The organism is Mesorhizobium sp. B2-8-1, from assembly GCF_006440955.1.
GTDB lineage: Bacteria > Pseudomonadota > Alphaproteobacteria > Rhizobiales > Rhizobiaceae > Mesorhizobium.
Map to the genome: position 1 here is coordinate 94719 of NZ_VFTX01000004.1, position 18220 is coordinate 112938.

At 62.8% G+C, this 18220-nt stretch carries 18 protein-coding genes; 13 read left to right on the top strand and 5 right to left on the bottom strand.

Annotated features, from left to right (window positions below):
- Window positions 1-313: 313 nt before the first annotated feature.
- From FJ428_RS12245 to FJ428_RS12260, 4 genes are all read left to right on the top strand, one after another.
- Window positions 314-2638 (top strand): N-6 DNA methylase, encoded by a 2325-nt coding sequence (locus tag FJ428_RS12245; protein WP_181167286.1) that lies wholly within the window; start codon window positions 314-316, stop codon window positions 2636-2638.
- On the top strand, window positions 2610-2909 hold the full coding sequence (locus FJ428_RS12250) for a type ISP restriction/modification enzyme (protein ID WP_140879500.1): 300 nt from the start codon (window positions 2610-2612) through the stop codon (window positions 2907-2909). The genes FJ428_RS12245 and FJ428_RS12250 overlap by 29 nt, the downstream gene beginning before the upstream one ends.
- Before the next feature lie 64 nt (window positions 2910-2973).
- Window positions 2974-3264, top strand: coding sequence for a hypothetical protein (locus FJ428_RS12255; RefSeq protein ID WP_140500904.1), 291 nt, complete (start codon window positions 2974-2976; stop codon window positions 3262-3264).
- A 43-nt stretch (window positions 3265-3307) separates the two neighbouring features.
- Window positions 3308-3592 carry a hypothetical protein gene (locus FJ428_RS12260; protein WP_140500905.1) on the top strand — a complete coding sequence of 95 codons (285 nt, stop codon included), beginning with the start codon at window positions 3308-3310 and terminating at the stop codon, window positions 3590-3592.
- A gap of 328 nt (window positions 3593-3920) precedes the next feature.
- On the opposite strand, the gene FJ428_RS12270 is transcribed toward FJ428_RS12260, so the two are convergent.
- Complete coding sequence (locus tag FJ428_RS12270; RefSeq protein ID WP_140500907.1) at window positions 3921-4418, bottom strand: hypothetical protein; 498 nt, start codon at window positions 4416-4418, stop codon at window positions 3921-3923.
- A gap of 418 nt (window positions 4419-4836) precedes the next feature.
- Entirely contained in the window at window positions 4837-5109 is a 273-nt protein-coding gene (locus FJ428_RS12280; protein WP_140500909.1) for a DUF4242 domain-containing protein, read from the bottom strand.
- A 215-nt stretch (window positions 5110-5324) separates the two neighbouring features.
- Here FJ428_RS12280 and FJ428_RS12285 point away from each other — a divergent pair, with 215 nt between their 5' ends.
- Entirely contained in the window at window positions 5325-7910 is a 2586-nt protein-coding gene (locus tag FJ428_RS12285; RefSeq protein ID WP_140879611.1) for an AAA family ATPase, read from the top strand.
- A gap of 58 nt (window positions 7911-7968) precedes the next feature.
- Here the strand turns inward: FJ428_RS12285 and secA are convergent, their stop codons facing one another.
- Entirely contained in the window at window positions 7969-10701 is a 2733-nt protein-coding gene (gene secA / locus FJ428_RS12290; RefSeq protein ID WP_140500910.1) for a preprotein translocase subunit SecA, read from the bottom strand.
- Window positions 10702-10960: 259 nt separating this feature from the next.
- On the opposite strand from secA, the gene FJ428_RS12295 reads away from it, so the two are divergent.
- On the top strand, window positions 10961-11878 hold the full coding sequence (locus FJ428_RS12295; RefSeq protein ID WP_140500911.1) for a peptidylprolyl isomerase: 918 nt from the start codon (window positions 10961-10963) through the stop codon (window positions 11876-11878).
- Window positions 11879-11941: 63 nt separating this feature from the next.
- Here FJ428_RS12295 and FJ428_RS12300 read toward each other — a convergent pair whose 3' ends face one another.
- Complete coding sequence (locus tag FJ428_RS12300; RefSeq protein WP_140879502.1) at window positions 11942-12541, bottom strand: TetR/AcrR family transcriptional regulator; 600 nt, start codon at window positions 12539-12541, stop codon at window positions 11942-11944.
- Window positions 12542-12927: 386 nt separating this feature from the next.
- On the opposite strand from FJ428_RS12300, the gene argJ reads away from it, so the two are divergent.
- From argJ to FJ428_RS12325, 5 genes are all read left to right on the top strand, one after another.
- Window positions 12928-14169, top strand: coding sequence for a bifunctional glutamate N-acetyltransferase/amino-acid acetyltransferase ArgJ (gene argJ / locus FJ428_RS12305; RefSeq protein ID WP_140584060.1), 1242 nt, complete (start codon window positions 12928-12930; stop codon window positions 14167-14169).
- Between the two features lie 29 nt (window positions 14170-14198).
- Complete coding sequence (locus tag FJ428_RS12310) at window positions 14199-14951, top strand: GNAT family N-acetyltransferase (protein WP_140500961.1); 753 nt, start codon at window positions 14199-14201, stop codon at window positions 14949-14951.
- 8 nt (window positions 14952-14959) lie between these two features.
- A complete protein-coding gene (locus FJ428_RS12315) occupies window positions 14960-15382 on the top strand; it encodes a (deoxy)nucleoside triphosphate pyrophosphohydrolase (RefSeq protein ID WP_140525450.1) in 423 nt (140 codons plus the stop codon).
- A 145-nt stretch (window positions 15383-15527) separates the two neighbouring features.
- Complete coding sequence (locus FJ428_RS12320) at window positions 15528-15842, top strand: hypothetical protein (protein WP_140879503.1); 315 nt, start codon at window positions 15528-15530, stop codon at window positions 15840-15842.
- 109 nt (window positions 15843-15951) lie between these two features.
- Window positions 15952-16131 (top strand): Flp family type IVb pilin, encoded by a 180-nt coding sequence (locus FJ428_RS12325; RefSeq protein WP_140500916.1) that lies wholly within the window; start codon window positions 15952-15954, stop codon window positions 16129-16131.
- 51 nt (window positions 16132-16182) lie between these two features.
- Here FJ428_RS12325 and FJ428_RS12330 read toward each other — a convergent pair whose 3' ends face one another.
- Complete coding sequence (locus tag FJ428_RS12330) at window positions 16183-17055, bottom strand: methyltransferase domain-containing protein (protein ID WP_140584063.1); 873 nt, start codon at window positions 17053-17055, stop codon at window positions 16183-16185.
- A gap of 66 nt (window positions 17056-17121) precedes the next feature.
- Here FJ428_RS12330 and FJ428_RS12335 point away from each other — a divergent pair, with 66 nt between their 5' ends.
- Window positions 17122-17922, top strand: a complete 801-nt coding sequence (locus tag FJ428_RS12335; protein WP_140500963.1) for a ComF family protein — start codon at window positions 17122-17124, stop codon at window positions 17920-17922.
- 27 nt (window positions 17923-17949) lie between these two features.
- Window positions 17950-18219: a glutaredoxin 3 gene (gene grxC, locus FJ428_RS12340; RefSeq protein ID WP_140500918.1), complete on the top strand. Its 270-nt coding sequence runs from the start codon at window positions 17950-17952 to the stop codon at window positions 18217-18219.
- The last annotated feature ends 1 nt before the right edge of the window (window position 18220 follow it).

The window sequence follows — 18220 nt, forward strand, 5'->3', positions numbered from 1 at the left end:
TTCTTTTCAGGCTTTGGTGTAGCGGAGACACCTTAAGAAAGGGTGGGTGGGGAGTGTGCGTCCCAGACGAAAGCCAGCGATTTGGCCTTTGGAGTGACGAGTGGTGAAGGCCCTGGTCCGCCTTCGGGCGGATCAAAAGGTCCAGTGGATCTTTTGAAGGGCCGAACGCCCGAAGGGCGGGGAGGAGTAGCGGAGGGCGCATTTACGTCGTTGAACAGATGCAATGGCTTGGTGTCAGCAGCGACGAAGAATTTGCTATCAACGCTTGCTTAGGGCGCCAGTTGTGGATTCATTGGCAGAATCGGGGGACCGCATGGACATTCGTTTCGACATCTATCTGAAAGCGCTGGCGGCCAACTATCGCGACGGCGGTACCGAACACACCGGGCGAACTGCTCTTGAAAACCTTCTTAATACATTCGCCATCGATGCGATGGCGACCGGTATAGAGGTACAGCATGAGCCGAAACGGGACGTGGATAAGGGCGCGCCTGATTTCAAGGTCAAGCGGCTCGGCATGATCCTCGGTTATGTCGAGGTGAAGGAGATTGGCGCCAATCTCGACAAGGTCTTGAAATCCGAGCAAATCATCAAATACCGCAAGCTATCGAACAATATTGTCGTCACCGACTATCTCCAATTCATCAGGATCGACGGTGACGGCAAGATACTTGACCGTCAGTCGCTGGCCTTTCCAAGTGATATTGAAAGTCGCGCGATCCGGGTCAACGCAGATAAGGCGGAAGCAGTGTCAAAGCTGCTGTCGGCGTTCTTCTCGTCCCCGCCGCAGGGCTTGCAAAGGGCACAGCAACTGGCTGTCGCGCTGGCGACACGCTCAAAGCTGCTCCGCGACTATCTTACGGAAGAACTGGTTCGACAGACGAAGATGCACAGAGAAGGTCGGCTGCATGCGCTCTATGACGTTTTTCGCGAGCAAGTCTTTCACGAACTGACAGTGCAGGAATTCGCTGACGCCTTTGCGCAGATGCTTGCCTATGGCCTCTTCCTCGCCAAGCTGAATGCCAGTGACGACGAGGTGATCAGGCTCGATAATGTGCGTGGGTTCATTCCCGGATCGTTTCGGCTGATCCGTGAATTGGTCCGCTTTCTGGAAGAGATGCAGGAAGCTGAGTATGACGAGGCGAAATGGGTAGTTGATGAAATCCTTTCGATCGTCAACGGGCTCGCCATAGCTAATATCCGCGAAGACCTGTCATTCCGCCAACGGAAGGCGATCAGCCGCAAGGTTCGCGCTGGCGATGAAGAAGAGCATCGACTCTTTGAGCGCGACCCGTTCATCTATTTTTATGAGGATTTCCTCAAGGCCTACGATAAGGAAACACGCAAGAGCCGCGGCGTCTACTATACACCGCCGCCCGTTGTGAACTTCATCGTGCGCGCAGTGGACGACATCCTCAAGGATGTCTTCAAAATCGGCGACGGCTTAGCTGACCATAAGCAGGTGACGGTGCTGGATTTCGCTGCCGGCACTGGCACATTCCTGCTTGAGGTTATGCAACGCATCTTCGACAATATCGGTGGATCTGATGCCGGCAAGGCCGACGCGGTAGTGCGTGAGCATATGCTGAGAAACCTATACGGGTTCGAGTATCTGATCGCACCCTATACGATCGCACATCTAAAACTTTCCCAATATCTGAAAGATCAGGGACACACGCTGCACGACGATGAGCGGTTACAAGTTTTCCTGACCAATACCCTGGAACCAGTCGAGCCGCAGAAAAACCTGCTGATGCCCGCCGTGGCGGCAGAAGTTGAGGCGGCACAGGGCGTAAAAAAGAAGCCCATTCTTATTGTTCTTGGAAATCCACCATACTCGGGTCATTCGAAGAATCCCAGCAAGCGGATTATTCAAGAAACGATTTCTACTAAGAATGTTCGTGGCAAAATTGTTCCGCTAAAGGAACCTAAAATCGTTAGGCGCGAGGTAAATACTTTTGCGGGGGACCTCATTGATCCTTACAGATTCGTAGATGGCAAAGAGCTCAGTGAGAAGAATCCTAAATGGTTGAATGATGACTACGTCAAATTCATTGGCTTCGCGCAATGGAAAATGGCTCAGGTTGACGAAGGTGTCGTCGGAATCATCACGAACCATTCATGGCTCGACAACCCAACATTTCGGGGAATGCGCCAGAGTTTGATCGATAGCTTCGACCAGATATATTTAGTTGACCTCCATGGCAGCACGAAGCCGAAGGAGATGGTGCCGGAGGGAGAAGAGAACGAAAATGTATTCGACATTCAAAAAGGGGTGGCGATCGCGCTGCTCGTGAAGAAGAAGGGCGTCGAACGTGGGGTATGGTACACAGATATGTGGGGAAGCCGTCTGTCCAAATACCAAGAGTGTGCTGCGGCAGAATTTGCGAAAATCGAATGGGTTCAGCCTAAGCCGTCCTCACCCTACTTCATGCTTTCACCACTCGATTGGACCGGGTGGGATGAGTATGGGCAATGGTGGCAGATTGCGGACAGTCTCAGCGCTGCGGATGACAAGAAGCAAATCTTCACAGTGAATGTGCTCGGTTTTCAGACCCACAGGGATCATTTCGCAATAGCACTCAAGCGGGATGAAATGATCAAACGCGTTGGCAAACTATCATGGCAAAGGGGCTAACGACATTGAGCATGTGCGCTGGTCGGCAGAGGACGAGCGTATCTCGATCAACAGGACGCAGAGCTTCTCGCCGGTGCCAGAGGCGGTGTGGAGTTTCCATATTGGTGGCTATCAGGTGATCGACAAGTACTTGAAATCACGTAAGGATCGGGTCCTTTCGCTCGACGAGATCAACCATGTTGGGCGTATCGCCGACGCGTTGGCCTTCACGATCGAGCAGATGTCGCTAATCGACGCAGCTTATGCACAGGCTTTTCCTAACGGGGGATAAGTAAGCCGATTCCACTCGCATCTGTCATGAACCTTTGCGATCATCGCCGTGATTCGAGGCGATAATGGCAAAGCAAAACGACCCCGATCTTTTCGGAAACACCGACCCGCAAGGCGACCTGTTCGGGGCGGTGCCGGTGCAGCCTACGTGGCAGCCCGACCCGGAAAAGGTGCGGCGGCGCCTGGAGCGCATTCTCGCCGAGGCTAGGGCGGCAGAGTCGATGCCGTGGGACTGGTCTAAGCAAAGCCTCTACCGGACAATCTTCCCGCAGATGGCTGGGCTGCTGCCTAGCGAGGAGGCGGCGCAGTATTGCTTTCAGTTCGAGCAGGAATGGGAGCGGCTTAAGGCGGCTTAAAGATAAGGCGTAGTCCGATAAGATCGAATCCGCGTCCGTGGACATGGCAAGAAATCAACTCGACCTTTTTGGCGCCGAAGAACAGTCCGAGCTCTTCGATGAAGACGCGCCGACCGTTTATTATCATGGCGATCCCGACCGGGTACGCGCGCGATTGCATAGGCTTATCGCCGAGGCACGCAATGCGGAAACGCTGCCGTGGGATCAGGACAGCACCCGGCTTTACCGAAAGATCGTGCCCCAGATGGTGCTTTGGCTGCCCGAAGAAGAAGCCGCGCAGTTGAAGTTCGAGTTCGAGGCCGAAATGGTGCGGCTGAAGGCGGCTTAGTCGGCGGGACAGCGCCCCCCTCTGGCCTGCCGGCCATCTCCCCCTCAGGTGGGGAGATCGGCCAATCGCGACCGCCGGCGCCGCCCCTCATCCGCCCTTCGGGCACCTTCTCCCCGTATAGTGACGGGGAGAAGGAAAGCGCTGCGCCTTTACGTGAAAGCCCCCGTGGCAGTGCTTGTATTTCTTGCCGGAACCGCAGGGGCAGGCTTCGTTGCGGCTGGCCTTGCCCCCTGGTGCGCAGCCTTGCCAGGAAGATACCGATCTCAATCATGATTTCTCCTCGCGACGCGTAAAAGGCCTGCCGGCACTGTTCCGGCAGGCGGTGCCGTCAGTCGGCCTTTTTCATGGCGTCGCATGAGACATTCGGGTTCATGTCGGCGAAGGCGCCGGTCGGGTTCTGCTTCCAGGCCCAGACATGAAGTTCGTAGAAGGGGCCGAGGCCATAGCGGTTGGGGGCGCTGTCGAAGTTGAACAGCTGGCCTTCGAGCGACGCGGGACCCTTCGCGGTGATATATTCGACGGCCACCAGCTTCAGCTTGCCATCGGCCATCGGCTCGTACATCACGGCCTCCGGCTTGGCGAGGTCGACGGCATCATCCTTGAGATAGGCGCCGTTGACGTAGTGAATGCCCATCGCGCCGCCGGTGATGCCGCTGGCGCAGGGAATCGGCGCATAGCCCTCGGCGGTGGCCGCCGCGACATTCACGAAGCGGCCGTTGGCCGCCCGCACCTCGGCGGCCAGCCGATTGCCACTCTCCGCAGATGCGGCAGTGGCGGTGATCGCCATGATGGACAGCGCGGCAAGGCGCCAGAAATTGACGTTCATTTTATTCTCCATTGGTTGTTGGTGACGCGCAGGCGGCAGGACCGGCCTGTAAGGCCCTGCTGCCATGCCTGCGCGTTGGATCGTCAGTTGCGGGACGGGTCCGATCCGTTCCTCTCTAGCCGGGCGGCGGTCTCATTGATGCCACCACCAATATTCCCAGTAGTCCCGCCGCATCTCGTGCTCCGGCAGGCCGACGTCCCGCCTTAAATAATCGTCTTGCGGTGGCAGGCGCCTGCGCCGGCTTCGCAATGGCGCGAGCAGCGCGGAGACAATCCGCGATGCGAGACCACGCCGGGAGGGTGCATGGTCGAACGCCACGACGGCGGCTGCCGTTTCGGGAGGAAACAGCACGGAAAGCCGACACCCATCGCTGCCCAGGACGATCTCACGCTCATTGTTCCATCCTTGGTCCATAGGGTCAGCGATAAAAGTAAGGGTCCAGGACCCTCACCTCCGTGATCTTGTCCACCGGTAGCGAATTCTTCTGCGCCGTGCTGCGGATCGCCTCCGGCGAGGGGGCGTCGTAGATGCAGAAACTCTTGTTCCTGTCGGGCGACACGAAGGAGTGCAGCCAGGTGACCCCCTTCTCGGCGTTGCGCATGATGATGCCGCCGAGCGCCGTCGCGCCGACGTCGTTCGTCGGCACGTTGAGCCCGTCGGGGAATGTCCGTTCGATCAGATAGCGAGGCATGGAGTGGCTTCCTTTTGTGACTGATTCACGCTCGAAATGAGCGCGGTTGGAGAAAAATCACGATCGTCGAAAGCGCACATCGGAGCCTTTCCCCATATTGCGCGGGACGATTCCCTATGTTTTCGACGTTTGGTCTGGGAGCCACACTGCGGATACCGAAGCGGGGGTATTTTGGAGAAGGGTCGAGGGACGACGATACTTATGGGCCAGTGACGATGCTTCTGGAACGGCAGGCACAACTCGATCAGTTGGAGGAACTGCTCGCGGAGGCCGCGCGCGGTCGCGGCCGCGTGGCGGCATTGCTGGGCGAGGCCGGCGCCGGCAAGACGGCACTCGTCGAGGCGTTCGTAACCCGTGCCGGGCAGCACGTTTCCATATTCCGCAGCGCTTGCGAGGACCTGTCGATTCCCGATCCGCTGGGACCGCTCTATGATCTGGCCCGGGACGCGCAGTGGGCACTGCCCCGGGCAATCGACGACCGCCAAGGTCAGCGGCTGCCCCTGTTTTCAGACGCTCTCGAGGTTTTCGAGGCGAGGTCTCGGCCGGGTTTGCTGGTCATCGAGGATATGCACTGGGCCGACGACGCGACCCTGGATTTCGTCCGTTTCCTGGGCCGGCGCATCACCAACACGCATATGCTGGTGCTGTTCACGGCACGCACCGACCGCAGCGAAGGGCAGATGCGTGCGCGCCGGGTGCTCGGCGAAATTCCAGCCGGCAACGTCCAGCGCATCGAAGTGCCACTGCTCAGCGAGGCGGCGGTGTTGTCGCTTGCCGAAGCAGCCAACCGCGACGGCAGCGCAATCTATCGCGCCACCGCGGGCAACGCCTTCTTCGTCACCGAATTGCTGGCTGCCGAAAGCGAGATGATCCCGCCGGCCAGCGTCCGCGACGCCGTGCTGGCGCGTGCCGAGCGCCTGTCGCAGGGAGCGCGCTCGATGCTCGACGCGGTGTCTGTGTTTCCACGCCGCGCCGATGCTTGGGCGCTGCGCGGCCTCTGTGGCGTCGCCAGCGCCGGCCAGCTGGCGGAATGTGTCTCGAATGGCTTGCTCGACGATCTCGGCGATGGCTACGCCTTCCGGCACGAGATCGCCCGTCGCGCCATCGAGATGGCGCTGACCTCGAGCCGTCGGCGCGAATTCAACCAACGCGCGCTTTCCGCACTGCAGGAAAACGCCGAGGTGGCTACCGCAAGGCTTGTGCACCATGCGGTGGAGGCCCAGAATCTTGAGGCGGTGCGCGAGCTTGCCCCGCTCGCAGCGCGCGAGGCTTCCCGCGTCGGCGCGCATCGCGATGCCGCCGGCTACTACGAGGTCGCCTTGCGGCATGCCGACAGCCTGCCGATGAGCGACCGGGCGAGGCTTTACGAAGGATATGCGTTTGAATGCCATCTGATCGGCCGCATCGATGCGGCCATCGAGGCGCAGAGCCAGGCGCGCCGGCTACAGCAGGCGCTGGGCGACACGCTCAGGGAGGGCGACAGCCTCAGATGCCTGTCGCGCTTCGCCTATCTGGTGGGTGACCGCGAACAGGCGGACCTGTTCGGGGCCCAGGCAGTGGAACTGCTGGAACAGGCGCCTGCCAGTCCGGAGCTTGCCATGGCCTATTCCAATCTCTCGCAGCTGGCGATGCTGGCCGAGAAGCTCGATGAGACGCTGCTGCTTGGCGGCAAGGCAGTCGCTCTGGCCGAACGGTTGAACAAGCCGGAGATAATCTGCCACGCGCTCAACAATCTTGGCTCGGCCGAGCAGTGGCTTGACCTGGCCAAAGGCCGGCTTCACCTCGCCCGCAGCCTTGAAATCGCGCTCGTGCAGAATTTCCAGGAGCACGCGGCACGCGGCTTCACCAATTGCGCCTGCGCCGAAATGAACCAGCTCGATCTTGTGCGCGCGCAATCCTTCCTCGACCGCGGCATTGCCTATTGCGTTGAGAACGACCTCGCGACCTGGCGCGACTATATGCGGGGCGTGCAGGCGCAGCTGCTTTTGCGACGCGGCCTTTGGGACGATGCGGCGGCCATGGCTCTCGACGTCATCGACGATGCTGCAACGACAGCCCTGGTGCGTTACCCATCCCTGGTCGCGCTGGCGAAACTGCGCATAAGGCGAGGCGATCCGGCAGGGCCGGTGCTGGAGGAAATGAAGCGGTTCCTGGACAGGGGAATGGAGCTGCAGCGGCTGGTGCCTTACACGGCGTCGATGGCCGAACTGGCATGGCTTGGGCAAGGCGACGCCAGTGAGGCGCTTCGCCTGATCGAGCTGGCAGAAAGCCTGTCGCCGACGAGGGCGATGTTCGCCGAACTGGCCGTCTGGCGGCTGCTCTTGTCGCCTGAAAGCGACCCTGGCGATACGACCGGCATGGCGGAGCCCTATCGCCTGCTGCTCGCCGGCGATTGGCACGGTGCCGCGACGCTGTGGGCCCGGCTGGGTGCTCCGTTCGAGCAGGCGCTCGCCCTGCTGCGCGGCGCCGAGCCGGCCCTGCGCCTGGCCCTGGATATATTCGAGGGGCTCGGTGCCCGGCCGGTCGCCCAGCACGTCCGCGCCGTCATGCGGCAGAATGGCGTCAATAACATTGCAAGGGGACCGCGGCAGAGCACGCGCGCCAATCAAGCTGGCCTGACGCTGCGCCAGATGCAGGTCCTGCAACTGATCGAACGCGGTTTTTCCAACAAGAGAATAGCCGAGCACCTGACCATCTCACCGAAGACCGTCGATCATCATGTCTCGGCGGTGCTGGGCAAGCTGGACGCCATTTCGCGTGGCGAGGCGACCGCCGCCGCGCGCGATTCCGGGCTGATCTGAGCACGTAGGAATCTCGCCCGGATCAGAAATCCGGGAATGTGAGCCCTGCAGGTTTTCCTTACGCGAAAGCGCCGTGGCAGTGCTTGTATTTCTTGCCGGAGCCGCAGGGGCACGCTTCGTTGCGGCCGACCTTGCCCCAGGTGGCGGGGTTGTTGGGGTCGCGGTCTTCGGGGGCGACGATGGCGTTGCTTTCCTGGCGCACCAGAAGGGCGGTTTCGCCGCCTTCGAAATCGTTCTCGCCGGTGGTACCGTCAATATGCGTGCCGAACATGTCGGGGGCTTCCGGCGGCGGGGCCTCGGCAGCCTGGCGGACCAGTTCGACGCGCATCAGCTGCGCGGTGACGGCCTGGCGCAGATTGCCCAGCATCGCCTGGAACAGCTCGAACGCCTCGCTCTTGTATTCCTGCAAAGGATCGCGCTGGGCGTAGCCGCGGAAGCCGACAACCGAACGCAGATGGTCGAGATTAACGATGTGCTCGCGCCACAGATGGTCGAGCGTCTGCAGCACCACGGAGCGCTCGACATAGGTCATCACCTCGGGCCCGAAGCGCTCGGCGCGCTCCTTGGCGGCGGCGTCGGCGGCTTGCGTGATGCGCTCGCGAATGTCGTCCTCGGCGATGCCTTCTTCCTTGACCCATTCCTCGATCGGCAGGTCGAGATTGAGGAACTCGGCGACCTCGGCCTTCAACCCGGCGACATCCCACTGCTCGGCATAGGCGTTCTCGGGAATGGCCTTGGCGACGATCTCGTCGATAACGCCTTCGCGCATCTCGGCAATGGTCTCCGACAGGCCTTCGCCGTCCATCAGCTCGATGCGCTGTTCGAACACGACCTTGCGCTGGTCGTTGGAAACGTCGTCATATTTCAGAAGATTCTTGCGGATGTCGAAGTTGCGCGCCTCGACCTTCTTCTGCGCCTTTTCCAGCGCCTTGTTGATCCAGGGATGGATGATGGCCTCGTCTTCCTTGAGGCCGAGCTTCTGCAACATGCCGTCCATGCGCTCGGAGCCGAAGATGCGCATCAGATCGTCCTGCAGCGACAGGAAGAATTTCGAGCGGCCGGGGTCGCCCTGGCGGCCGGAGCGGCCACGAAGCTGGTTGTCGATGCGGCGTGACTCGTGGCGTTCGGTGGCGAGCACGTAGAGGCCGCCGGCAGCCAGCGCCTTTTCCTTCAGGCGCTCGACGTCGGCATAGATTTCCTTTTCCCGCGCCTCGCGCTCGGGCCCTTCGGGCATGTCGCCCAGTTCCTCGGCGATGCGCATCTCGGCATTGCCGCCGAGCTTGATGTCGGTGCCGCGGCCGGCCATGTTGGTGGCGATGGTGATGGCGCCGGGCTTGCCCGCCTGGGCGACGATCGCCGCCTCGCGCTCGTGATGGCGGGCGTTCAGCACCTCGAAATCCTTAAAACCTTCCTTGCGCAGCCGCTCGGCCAATTGCTCGGACTTCTCGATCGAGGTGGTGCCGACCAGCGTCGGCTGGCCCTTGGCGCTGGCTTCGCGGATCTCCTTGACGATCGCCTTGTATTTCTCCTCGACCGTCCGGTAGACCTCGTCGTCCTCATCCTTGCGGATGACCGGCAGGTTGGTCGGGATCTCGGTGACTTCGAGGCCGTAGATGTTGCCGAATTCCTCGGCCTCGGTCAGCGCGGTGCCGGTCATGCCGGAAAGCTTCTTGTAGAGGCGGAAATAGTTCTGGAAGGTAACGGAGGCGAGCGTCTGGTTCTCCGGCTGGATTGCCACATGCTCCTTGGCTTCAAGCGCCTGGTGCAGGCCTTCCGAGTAGCGGCGGCCGGGCATCATGCGGCCGGTGAACTCGTCGATGATGACGATCTCGCCGTTGCGCACGATATAGTCCTTGTCGCGCTGGAACAGGCGGTGCGCCTTCAGCGCATTGTTGACGTGATGGACGATGGCGACGTTCTCGACGTCATAAAGCGACTCGCCCTTGAGCAGGCCGGCGTCGCGCAGCAGGTTCTCGAGCTTCTCGGTGCCTTCCTCGGTGAAGATGGAGGTCTTCTGCTTCTCGTCGATCTCATAATCCTGCGGCTGCAGCTGGATGATGAAAGTGTCGATGGTGTTGTACATTTCCGAACGGTCCTCGAGCGGACCGGAAATGATCAGCGGCGTGCGCGCTTCATCGACCAGGATGGAATCGACTTCGTCGACGATCGCGTAGTTGTGACCACGCTGTACCATCTGGGCGCGCTCGTACTTCATGTTGTCGCGCAGATAGTCGAAGCCGAGTTCGTTGTTGGTGGCATAGGTGACGTCGGCGGCGTAGGCGACGCGGCGCTCCTCGTCGGACAGGCCATGGACGATGACGCCGACCGAGAGGCCGAGGAACTTATAGACGCGGCCCATCCATTCGGAGTCGCGGGTGGCGAGATAGTCGTTGACGGTGACGACGTGGACGCCATTGCCGGCCAGTGCATTGAGATAAACGGGCAAGGTCGCGACCAGCGTCTTGCCCTCACCGGTGCGCATCTCGGCGATGCCGCCATTGTGCAGCACCATGCCGCCGATCAGCTGGACGTCGAAGGGGCGCATGCCGAGCACGCGGCGCGCCGCCTCGCGGGCGGTGGCGAAGGCCGGGATCAGCAGGTCCTCGAGGCTGGCGCCGTTGGCGATGTCCTGGCGGAACTTTTCCGTGCGGCCGGCGAGCTCTGCATCGGAGAGCGCCCGCATCTCGTTTTCCATGGCATTGATCGCCTCGACACGGGGCCGGGTCGACTTGACCCTGCGGTCGTTGGAGGAGCCGAAAACCTTACGGGCGAGACCGCCGAGACTGACCATCCAATGGTCCTTTCGATAGAATTCTCAAACTGAGACGAGCGCCGGCCGGCCCCATCAAATCCACGTGAATGCGCCGCCTGTATGCGGGCAACGCAAAAAGCGCCCGGAAAACGGTTCTGGACGCAAAGTCGTTGGACAGATAAGAGGGGGCTCAACTGATGTCAACGCCGCGCTGGCCCTGCCGGTCGCGCCAAATTCGGCCACAATCTGGCTGATCTGGAAGCCTCCCGTCCTTCACATCCTCATCGGAGTCATCTTAATGTCCTTGTTGTTCCGCCGTGCGTCGCTCGCCAGCCTCGGCCTGGCCGTCGGCCTGTCGGCTCTTTGCCTGTCGCCGCTGATGGCGCAGGAAACCGCACCAGCCCAGCCGGCACCACCAGCGGCACCGGCCGCACCGGTCGATCCGAATACAGTGGTTGCCACCGTCAACGGCCAACCCCTCACCGAAGCAGATCTCGTGCTTGCCGAAGGCGAGCTGTCGCAGCAGTTCGCGCAACTCCCGGCAGAGCAACGCCGCGCCGCGGCGCTTTCGGCCGCAATCGAGATCCGCGTCATGGCCGCCCAGGCCGTCTCGACCGGTCTCGACAAGGATCCCGATTTCCAGCGCCGCATGGCCTTCCTGCAGCAGCGCGCGCTGCATGGCGAGATGGTCGAGAAGGGCGTCGTCGACAAGGTCACCGACGCCGAGATCCGCGCCCGCTACGACCAGGAGATCGCCAACACGCCGCCGGTCAACGAGGTGCATGCCCGTCACATCCTCGTGAAGACGAAGGAAGAGGCCGAGGCGATTATCAAGCAACTCGACGGCGGCGCCGATTTCCAGAAGCTCGCCAACGAGCACACCTCGGATCCGAGCGGCAAGACCAGTGGCGGCGATCTCGGCTGGTTCGGACCTGGCCAGATGGTGCCGGAATTCGACAAGGCCGCTTTCGCGCTCGAGGTCGGCAAATACACCGAGCAGCCGGTGCAGTCGCAGTTCGGCTGGCATGTGATCAAGCTCGAGGACAAGCGCACCAAGCAGCCGCCGGCCTTCGACGACGTCAAGGACCAGGCCAAGCAGGCGGTCATCCGCGACAAGTATTTCGCGCTGGTCAAGTCGCTGCGCGCCGATGCCAAGGTCGAAATTCCCGACGCCAATTTGAAGAAGGCCGTCGATACGCTGGAAAGCGCCAAGTAAACCAGAACGGTTTCGAAAAAGGGGCGCGGTGGCCAAAGGGCGCCGCGCCCTTTTTGCGTCAGTTCAGCCGTCGGGCCCCTCTATGCCTCGCAGGAGATAGCGGACCACCTTGCGTATCGTCGCCTCGTCTTCGTCGAGCCGGTTGGTCAGGAGCTGCCGCCACGCATAGGAAGCCACCAGGTCGGCGGCCACAGCCGGATCGACATCGGCCGCGACCTCGCCCCTTGCCTTGGCGCGCTCGATGATCTGGCCGGTGTGGGCCCGGCGCCCGCCGGTATAGCCGGCAAGGGCCGTGGCCGCCGTTTCGTCCGACTGCGCCTCGGCGATCAGCGACCTGAACACGCTGCCCGACGACGTCTCGCGCCAGTGCGCGAACAGGTTCTTGAGGAAGCCGACGAGATCCTCTTCCAGTCTTCCCGTATCGGGAACATCGACGCGTTTCTGGCGCTGGTAGACCTCCAGCAGCAGCGAGGCCTTGCTCGGCCACCAGCGATAGATGGTCGGCTTTCCGGCACGCGCCCGCCGCGCCACGGCCTCGATCGAGAAGCCGGCATAGCCGGCCTCGACCAACACCGCCTCGGCGGCATCGAGAATGGCTTCCGCGCTGTCGGGATTGCGCCGCGCACCAATGGATTTACGCGTCGTATCCGCCTCTTCGGCCATCCTGTCGCCCTCGCGTCGGTTAGGCCGGCAATATAAGTGATCCGACGATGGAACGAAACGGCCCGTTCTTGGCGGCTGACGCAGGAGACATTTGCCTGCCATGTCTCCCCCGCACGATGCGCAGACCGCCATCGGTGCTGACCAACTCTGCCCGCGCTCCCGCGCCGAGTCGCAACGGCTCCCAGAAATACCAGGGCCAGGGTCAGAAGCTGCCCTCGGGAGAGATCGCAACCTGGGCAGGGCGGTGCCAGCGAACTGCAACGGAGCCGGCTGCGAACCGGTCAGGGCCAATTCCGGTTCTCACGCGGCCACCAAAACGCCTTGCGCGGGCGCGCCGTATCGGGCAAACCGGCGTTTCTCCGCCGATTTTTCCCGTCCGAGGTCCCATGTCCACGACGATTTCGCCGCTCGCGCCGAAGAAATACCCCAAGATGCCTGAGATCGAGGGGGTGCGCATCGCCACCGCCGAAGCGGGGATAAAATACAAGAACCGCACCGATCTCCTGGCCATGGTCTTCGAGCCCGGCACGGCGGTCGCCGGCGTGTTCACAAAGTCGAAATGCCCCTCGGCGCCAGTCGATTTCTGCCGGCAGAACCTTGCCGCGGGCAAGGCCCGGGTGCTCGTCGTCAATTCCGGCAACGCCAACGCCTTCACCGGCAAGAAGGGCCGGGACTCCACCGCGCTGACGGGCGAAGCGGCAGCCAAGGCTGCCGGCTGCACGCCAGGCGAGGTGTTCCTGGCCTCGACCGGTGTCATCGGCGAGCCGCTTGACACAACCAAGTTCAGCCATCTGCTGGCTGGTCTGGTCAGCAACGGCAAGCCCGACCTGTGGACCGAGGCGGCCAAGGCCATCATGACCACGGACACTTATCCGAAGGTGGCGACGCAGACCGTCAAGCTCGGCGAGACCGATGTCACCATCAACGGCATTTCCAAGGGCGCCGGCATGATCGCACCCGACATGGCCACGATGCTGTCCTTCGTCGCCACCGATGCGCCGATCGCTGCCCCCGTGCTGCAGGATCTGCTGTCGCGCGGCACGGCCAAGACCTTCAACGCGGTGACCGTCGACAGCGACACCTCCACCAGCGACACGCTGCTGCTCTTCGCCACCGGAAAGGCCGCCAAACGCGGCGCGCCGGAGGTAACCGATCCCAAGGATGCCCGTCTGGGGGCGTTCCGCCGTGCGCTCGGCAAAGTGCTGAAGTCGCTGGCGCTGCAAGTGGTGCGCGACGGTGAGGGCGCCCGCAAGCAGGTCGAAGTCACCGTTACCGGCGCGAAATCGGCGCGCTCGGCCAAGCGCATCGCGCTCTCGATCGCCAATTCGCCGCTGGTCAAGACGGCGGTCGCCGGCGAGGACGCCAATTGGGGCCGCGTCGTCATGGCCGTCGGCAAGGCCGGCGAGCCGGCTGACCGCGACCGCCTGTCGATCTGGTTCGGCGACAACAGGCTGGCGCATGAGGGCGAGCGCGATCCGGCCTATTCGGAGGAAGCGACCTCGGCGTATATGAAGCGCGACGACATCCGCATCCGCGCCGATATCGGCATCGGCCGCGGCAAGGCGACGGTGTGGACCTGCGACCTCACCAAGGAATACGTCGCCATCAATGGCGACTACCGGAGCTGACGGACTTGGTTTCCAAACATCCGGCCAGCATGCTGGCGACAGTGCGCCGCTATGAGGCGGCCGGGTTCCGCGCCTGGCCCGCGGCGGCAGTCCATTATGACGGCACCTGGGTGGTGCGGCTGACGGCCGGGCATCCGGCCAAGCGGCTGAATTCTGTCAATCCGCTCGACCCCGGCGACACCCAGCACATTGCCGACCGCATCGGTCGCGCCAGCCGTCGTTTCGATGCCTATGGCAGGCCGCTGACCTTCCGCATGTCGCCGCTATCGGGTCCGGATCTCGCCAGCCATCTCGACCGCGAGGGTTGGAGCCGGTTCGACGAATCGCTGGTGATGCGGCTGCCGCTGGCCGATGCCCAGCTCGATGCCGCCATGGACCAGATCCCGTTGAAGGACATCAGCCGCTTCATCGGCGCGTCGCTCAAGGTCAGCGGCTCGGACGCGTCGCTGCGGCCAGGCCTGTCGGAGATCATCGGCGCCATCCAGCCCGAGGCCGGGCTGTTCGCGCTCGAGGCTGGAGCGGAACCACTGGCCACGCTGATCTGCGTCCATGACGGCGATCTCGCCGGCCTGTTCGAGGTCGCCACCGACAAGTCGGCACGCAACAAGGGCCACGGCCGCAACCTGATCCTGTCGGCGCTGAAATGGGCGCGGCTGCGCGGCGCGCGGGAAGCCTGGCTGCAGGTCGAGGCCGGCAATGTGCCGGCGCTGGCGCTCTATCATTCGCTCGGCTTCGACGAGGTCTATCGCTACCACTACCGCCGGCCGCCTGTTCATGGGTGAAATCGGGCATGAATGATGTGACGATCGCCGGCAAGCGCCTGCTCCTGGTCGCCGCCTGCGCCCTGGTCGACGCCGACGGGCGCGTGCTCCTGGCGCAGCGGCCCGAGGGCAAGCAGCTTGCCGGGCTCTGGGAGTTTCCCGGCGGCAAGGTCGAGCCCGGCGAGACGCCGGAGCAATGCCTTATCCGCGAACTCTATGAGGAGATCGGGATCGAGACCGACATCCCGTGCCTGGCACCGCTCACCTTCGCCAGCCATAGCTACGACGATTTCCATCTTTTGATGCCGCTTTTCATCTGCCGCCGCTTTCGCGGCATCGCCCAGCCGAAGGAGGGGCAGGCGCTGAAATGGGTGCGGCCCAGGCAGATGCGCGACTACCCGATGCCGCCGGCCGACGCTCCGCTGATCCCGTTCCTGATCGACCTCCTGTAGGCGAACAGAACCGCTAGCGGCCTGTGGCTGAGCGGAGCTGCGGGGCGCATAAGCCAGCATTAATGGAAGATTTATCTCATCATGAAAAATTGATGCAAGGCTGCCTCGTCGCGGCCGTGCCGGCGATTTTCTGGGGAGCGACAGCATGAGCCTAGACAGGGATTGGGATTCGATCCGGCCCGACCGCAGTTTTCGCGCCGCGGATGCGGGCATGGGCGTGCTGCGCGTCACGCTGCTGTTCGGTTCGGCCGCGGTGGCGCTGGCCCTGATCGCAACGCCCTTCCTCGACAGCCAGGCGCGCTCGCAATCGGCTCGGAATTTTGCCAGCGGTCTCGACATGACTGCCACTGGTTCGATCGCTCGTCGCGATACCTATACGGTGCGCCGCAGCGTGCTTCAGCCGCAGCCCGATTCGGTCTGCATCATCCGATCCGACGGCCGGACCAGCGGCGACTGCTGATCGGGTCCAAGACATTTTCAGAGGCGGCGGTTTCATCGCCTATTAAGCCTGTGCCGTTAACCTTTCTTAACAGGTCGGCGGTATGGTTCCGGCAAGAGGGATCGACGTGATGAAAACAGTGCTGCTGCGTTTCCTGAACGATGAAAAGGGCGCCACGGCCGTCGAATACGGCTTGATCGTCGCCGTACTGTCGCTGACGATCGTCGGCGGCATCAGCCAGGTCTTCAACGCGATCACCTGGCTGTTCAGCGACAATGGCAGCAGGCTTGCCAACGCTTTCGCACCCTGATCTGGCTGTCCGCGTCCGCGTCCGCGTCCGCGTCCGCGTCCGCGGACACTATCATTGCCCCTTGGGCTGCTCCAACACAGTCTTCAGCGAGATCTTGGCCGAACCCGGCTCGAGCGGCTTTTGCTGCGATGCATCGGGCGCCCAGCCGGACATCCAGACCATCGAAAAGCTTGCGCGGATGCGGCCGTCGGGATCCGAAAACCGCTCGGCGTAGATTTGCGCGGCGCGGGCGAACAGCTGGCGTGTGCCCGGCCGCCGGCTGCGATCGGCAAGCGCGCTGGTTTCGCCCATGGCGCGCAAATCGGCCATCAGGTTGAAAAGACTGTCATAGCGCACCGTCACCGTCTCGACATCGGCGACCGGCAGAGCGAGGCCGGCGCGCTGCAGCAGCGCTCCCGCGTCGCGAACGTCGGTGAACGGAATGACGCGCGGGCTGGCGCCGCCGTGAAGCTCGGTCTCGGCCGCCAGCAGGCTTTCACGCAATTCGCCGAGCGTGCCGGCGCCGGCGAAGGCGCCGAGGAAAAGCCCGTCCGGACGCAGCGCACGGCGGATCTGCACCAGCATGCCGGGAATGTCGTTCATGGCCTGCAACGAAAGAAGCGACACCGCCAGGTCGAGGCTTTGCGGCTCGAAGGGCACGGTTTCCAGCGGCGCGACCATGCCGGCGGAATCGCCCAGGAAAGCCGCATCCGCCTCGACACGGACGATGTCCGCCACCTTGCCGCTCGCGGCGAGGATGTCGGCTGCGGCCGACGTCTGGCAAAACAGCACCGCTGCCTTGCTAAACCTGCGCTCCACGGCACCCAGCCGGTCGGCAAGATCGTCGGCACTGCGCCGCATCAGGAAGTCCGCGCCGCCGACCGGATGATCGAGCGCGCGCCGCTTGTGCGCCAGCCACAGTGAGGTGTCCATTATCGGCAGCAAACGGGCAGATCCTTTGTTTGTCCATTCCCCGATGGAGTTGATATAGTGGCGCACAGCACCCACCACGTGGCCGATCCCATGCCCAAGATCAAGCCTCTGGACATCAGGAACCTTGCACGGTCGGCGGCGAACTGGCCGGCGCGCATCCTGTTCCCGCCTGTCTGCGCCGGCTGCCGCAGGCATGTCTCGCAGCCCGGCGTTCTGTGCGGCGCCTGCTGGCCGAAGTTGCGCCTCCTGGAGCGGCCCTGGTGCCCGGTGATGGGCACGCCGTTCACCCACCATATGGGCGAGGGCTTTCTGTCCGCCGAGGCGATCGCCGATCCGCCGCCCTTCGAGCGGGCGCGGGCGGCCGTCGCCTATTCCGGCGTCGCCCGCCAGATGGTGCAGGGGCTGAAGTACCAGGATCGCACCGACCTGGCGCCGTGGATGGCGCGCTGGATGCTGCGCGCGGGCGCTGACCTCATTGCCGAGGCGGATGTGGTGGTGCCGGTGCCGCTGCACTGGCGCCGCTTCTTCAGGCGGCGGTTCAACCAGTCGGCGGAATTGGCGAGGGCGGTCTGCGAGCTCAGCGGCCTGTCTTTCGCACCCTCGGCCATGCGGCGTGTCAAGCTCACGCGCCAGCAGGTCGGGCTGGAGCGCAAGGACCGCGAGGAGAATGTGCGGGCCGCCTTTCGCGTGCCTGCTGAAGCGGAAATCGAGATCGCCGGCCGCCGCGTGCTTTTGATCGACGACGTCTACACCACGGGCGCCACGGTTCGCGCCGCCAGCAAGGCGCTGAAAAAAGCAGGGGCCGGCGCCGTCGACGTGCTGACCTTCGCACGCGTGCTGCCGGGGGACTTTCGGGCCGACGAGTCCACGACTATATAAGTCGGCAACAAACAGTGGAAATTCGTCATGGTCGACGTCACCATCTATACACGCATGATGTGCGGCTACTGCACGGCCGCCAAGCGGCTGCTCGAGCGCAAGGGCATCGCCTATACGGAGCATGACGCGTCGTTTTCACCGGAACTGCGCCAGGAGATGATTTCGCGCGCCCATGGCCGCACAACCTTTCCGCAGATTTTCGTCGGCGACACGCATGTCGGCGGCTGCGACGACCTCCACGAGCTGGAGGCGCAAGGCCGACTGGACAAGTTGCTCGCCAATGGCTCGACGAATTGAG

Coding starts and splice junctions, on each gene's coding strand:
- FJ428_RS12310 (WP_140500961.1), top strand. CDS start 14,199: ATGCTGGCGACAGTGCGCCGCTATGAGGCGGCCGGGTTCCGCGCCTGG.
- argJ (WP_140584060.1), top strand. CDS start 12,928: ATGTCCACGACGATTTCGCCGCTCGCGCCGAAGAAATACCCCAAGATG.
- grxC (WP_140500918.1), top strand. CDS start 17,950: ATGGTCGACGTCACCATCTATACACGCATGATGTGCGGCTACTGCACG.
- FJ428_RS12255 (WP_140500904.1), top strand. CDS start 2,974: ATGGCAAAGCAAAACGACCCCGATCTTTTCGGAAACACCGACCCGCAA.
- secA (WP_140500910.1), bottom strand. CDS start 10,701: ATGGTCAGTCTCGGCGGTCTCGCCCGTAAGGTTTTCGGCTCCTCCAAC.
- FJ428_RS12285 (WP_140879611.1), top strand. CDS start 5,325: ATGCTTCTGGAACGGCAGGCACAACTCGATCAGTTGGAGGAACTGCTC.
- FJ428_RS12270 (WP_140500907.1), bottom strand. CDS start 4,418: ATGAACGTCAATTTCTGGCGCCTTGCCGCGCTGTCCATCATGGCGATC.
- FJ428_RS12300 (WP_140879502.1), bottom strand. CDS start 12,541: ATGGCCGAAGAGGCGGATACGACGCGTAAATCCATTGGTGCGCGGCGC.
- FJ428_RS12295 (WP_140500911.1), top strand. CDS start 10,961: ATGTCCTTGTTGTTCCGCCGTGCGTCGCTCGCCAGCCTCGGCCTGGCC.
- FJ428_RS12315 (WP_140525450.1), top strand. CDS start 14,960: ATGAATGATGTGACGATCGCCGGCAAGCGCCTGCTCCTGGTCGCCGCC.
- FJ428_RS12245 (WP_181167286.1), top strand. CDS start 314: ATGGACATTCGTTTCGACATCTATCTGAAAGCGCTGGCGGCCAACTAT.
- FJ428_RS12325 (WP_140500916.1), top strand. CDS start 15,952: ATGAAAACAGTGCTGCTGCGTTTCCTGAACGATGAAAAGGGCGCCACG.
- FJ428_RS12280 (WP_140500909.1), bottom strand. CDS start 5,109: ATGCCTCGCTATCTGATCGAACGGACATTCCCCGACGGGCTCAACGTG.
- FJ428_RS12260 (WP_140500905.1), top strand. CDS start 3,308: ATGGCAAGAAATCAACTCGACCTTTTTGGCGCCGAAGAACAGTCCGAG.
- FJ428_RS12320 (WP_140879503.1), top strand. CDS start 15,528: ATGAGCCTAGACAGGGATTGGGATTCGATCCGGCCCGACCGCAGTTTT.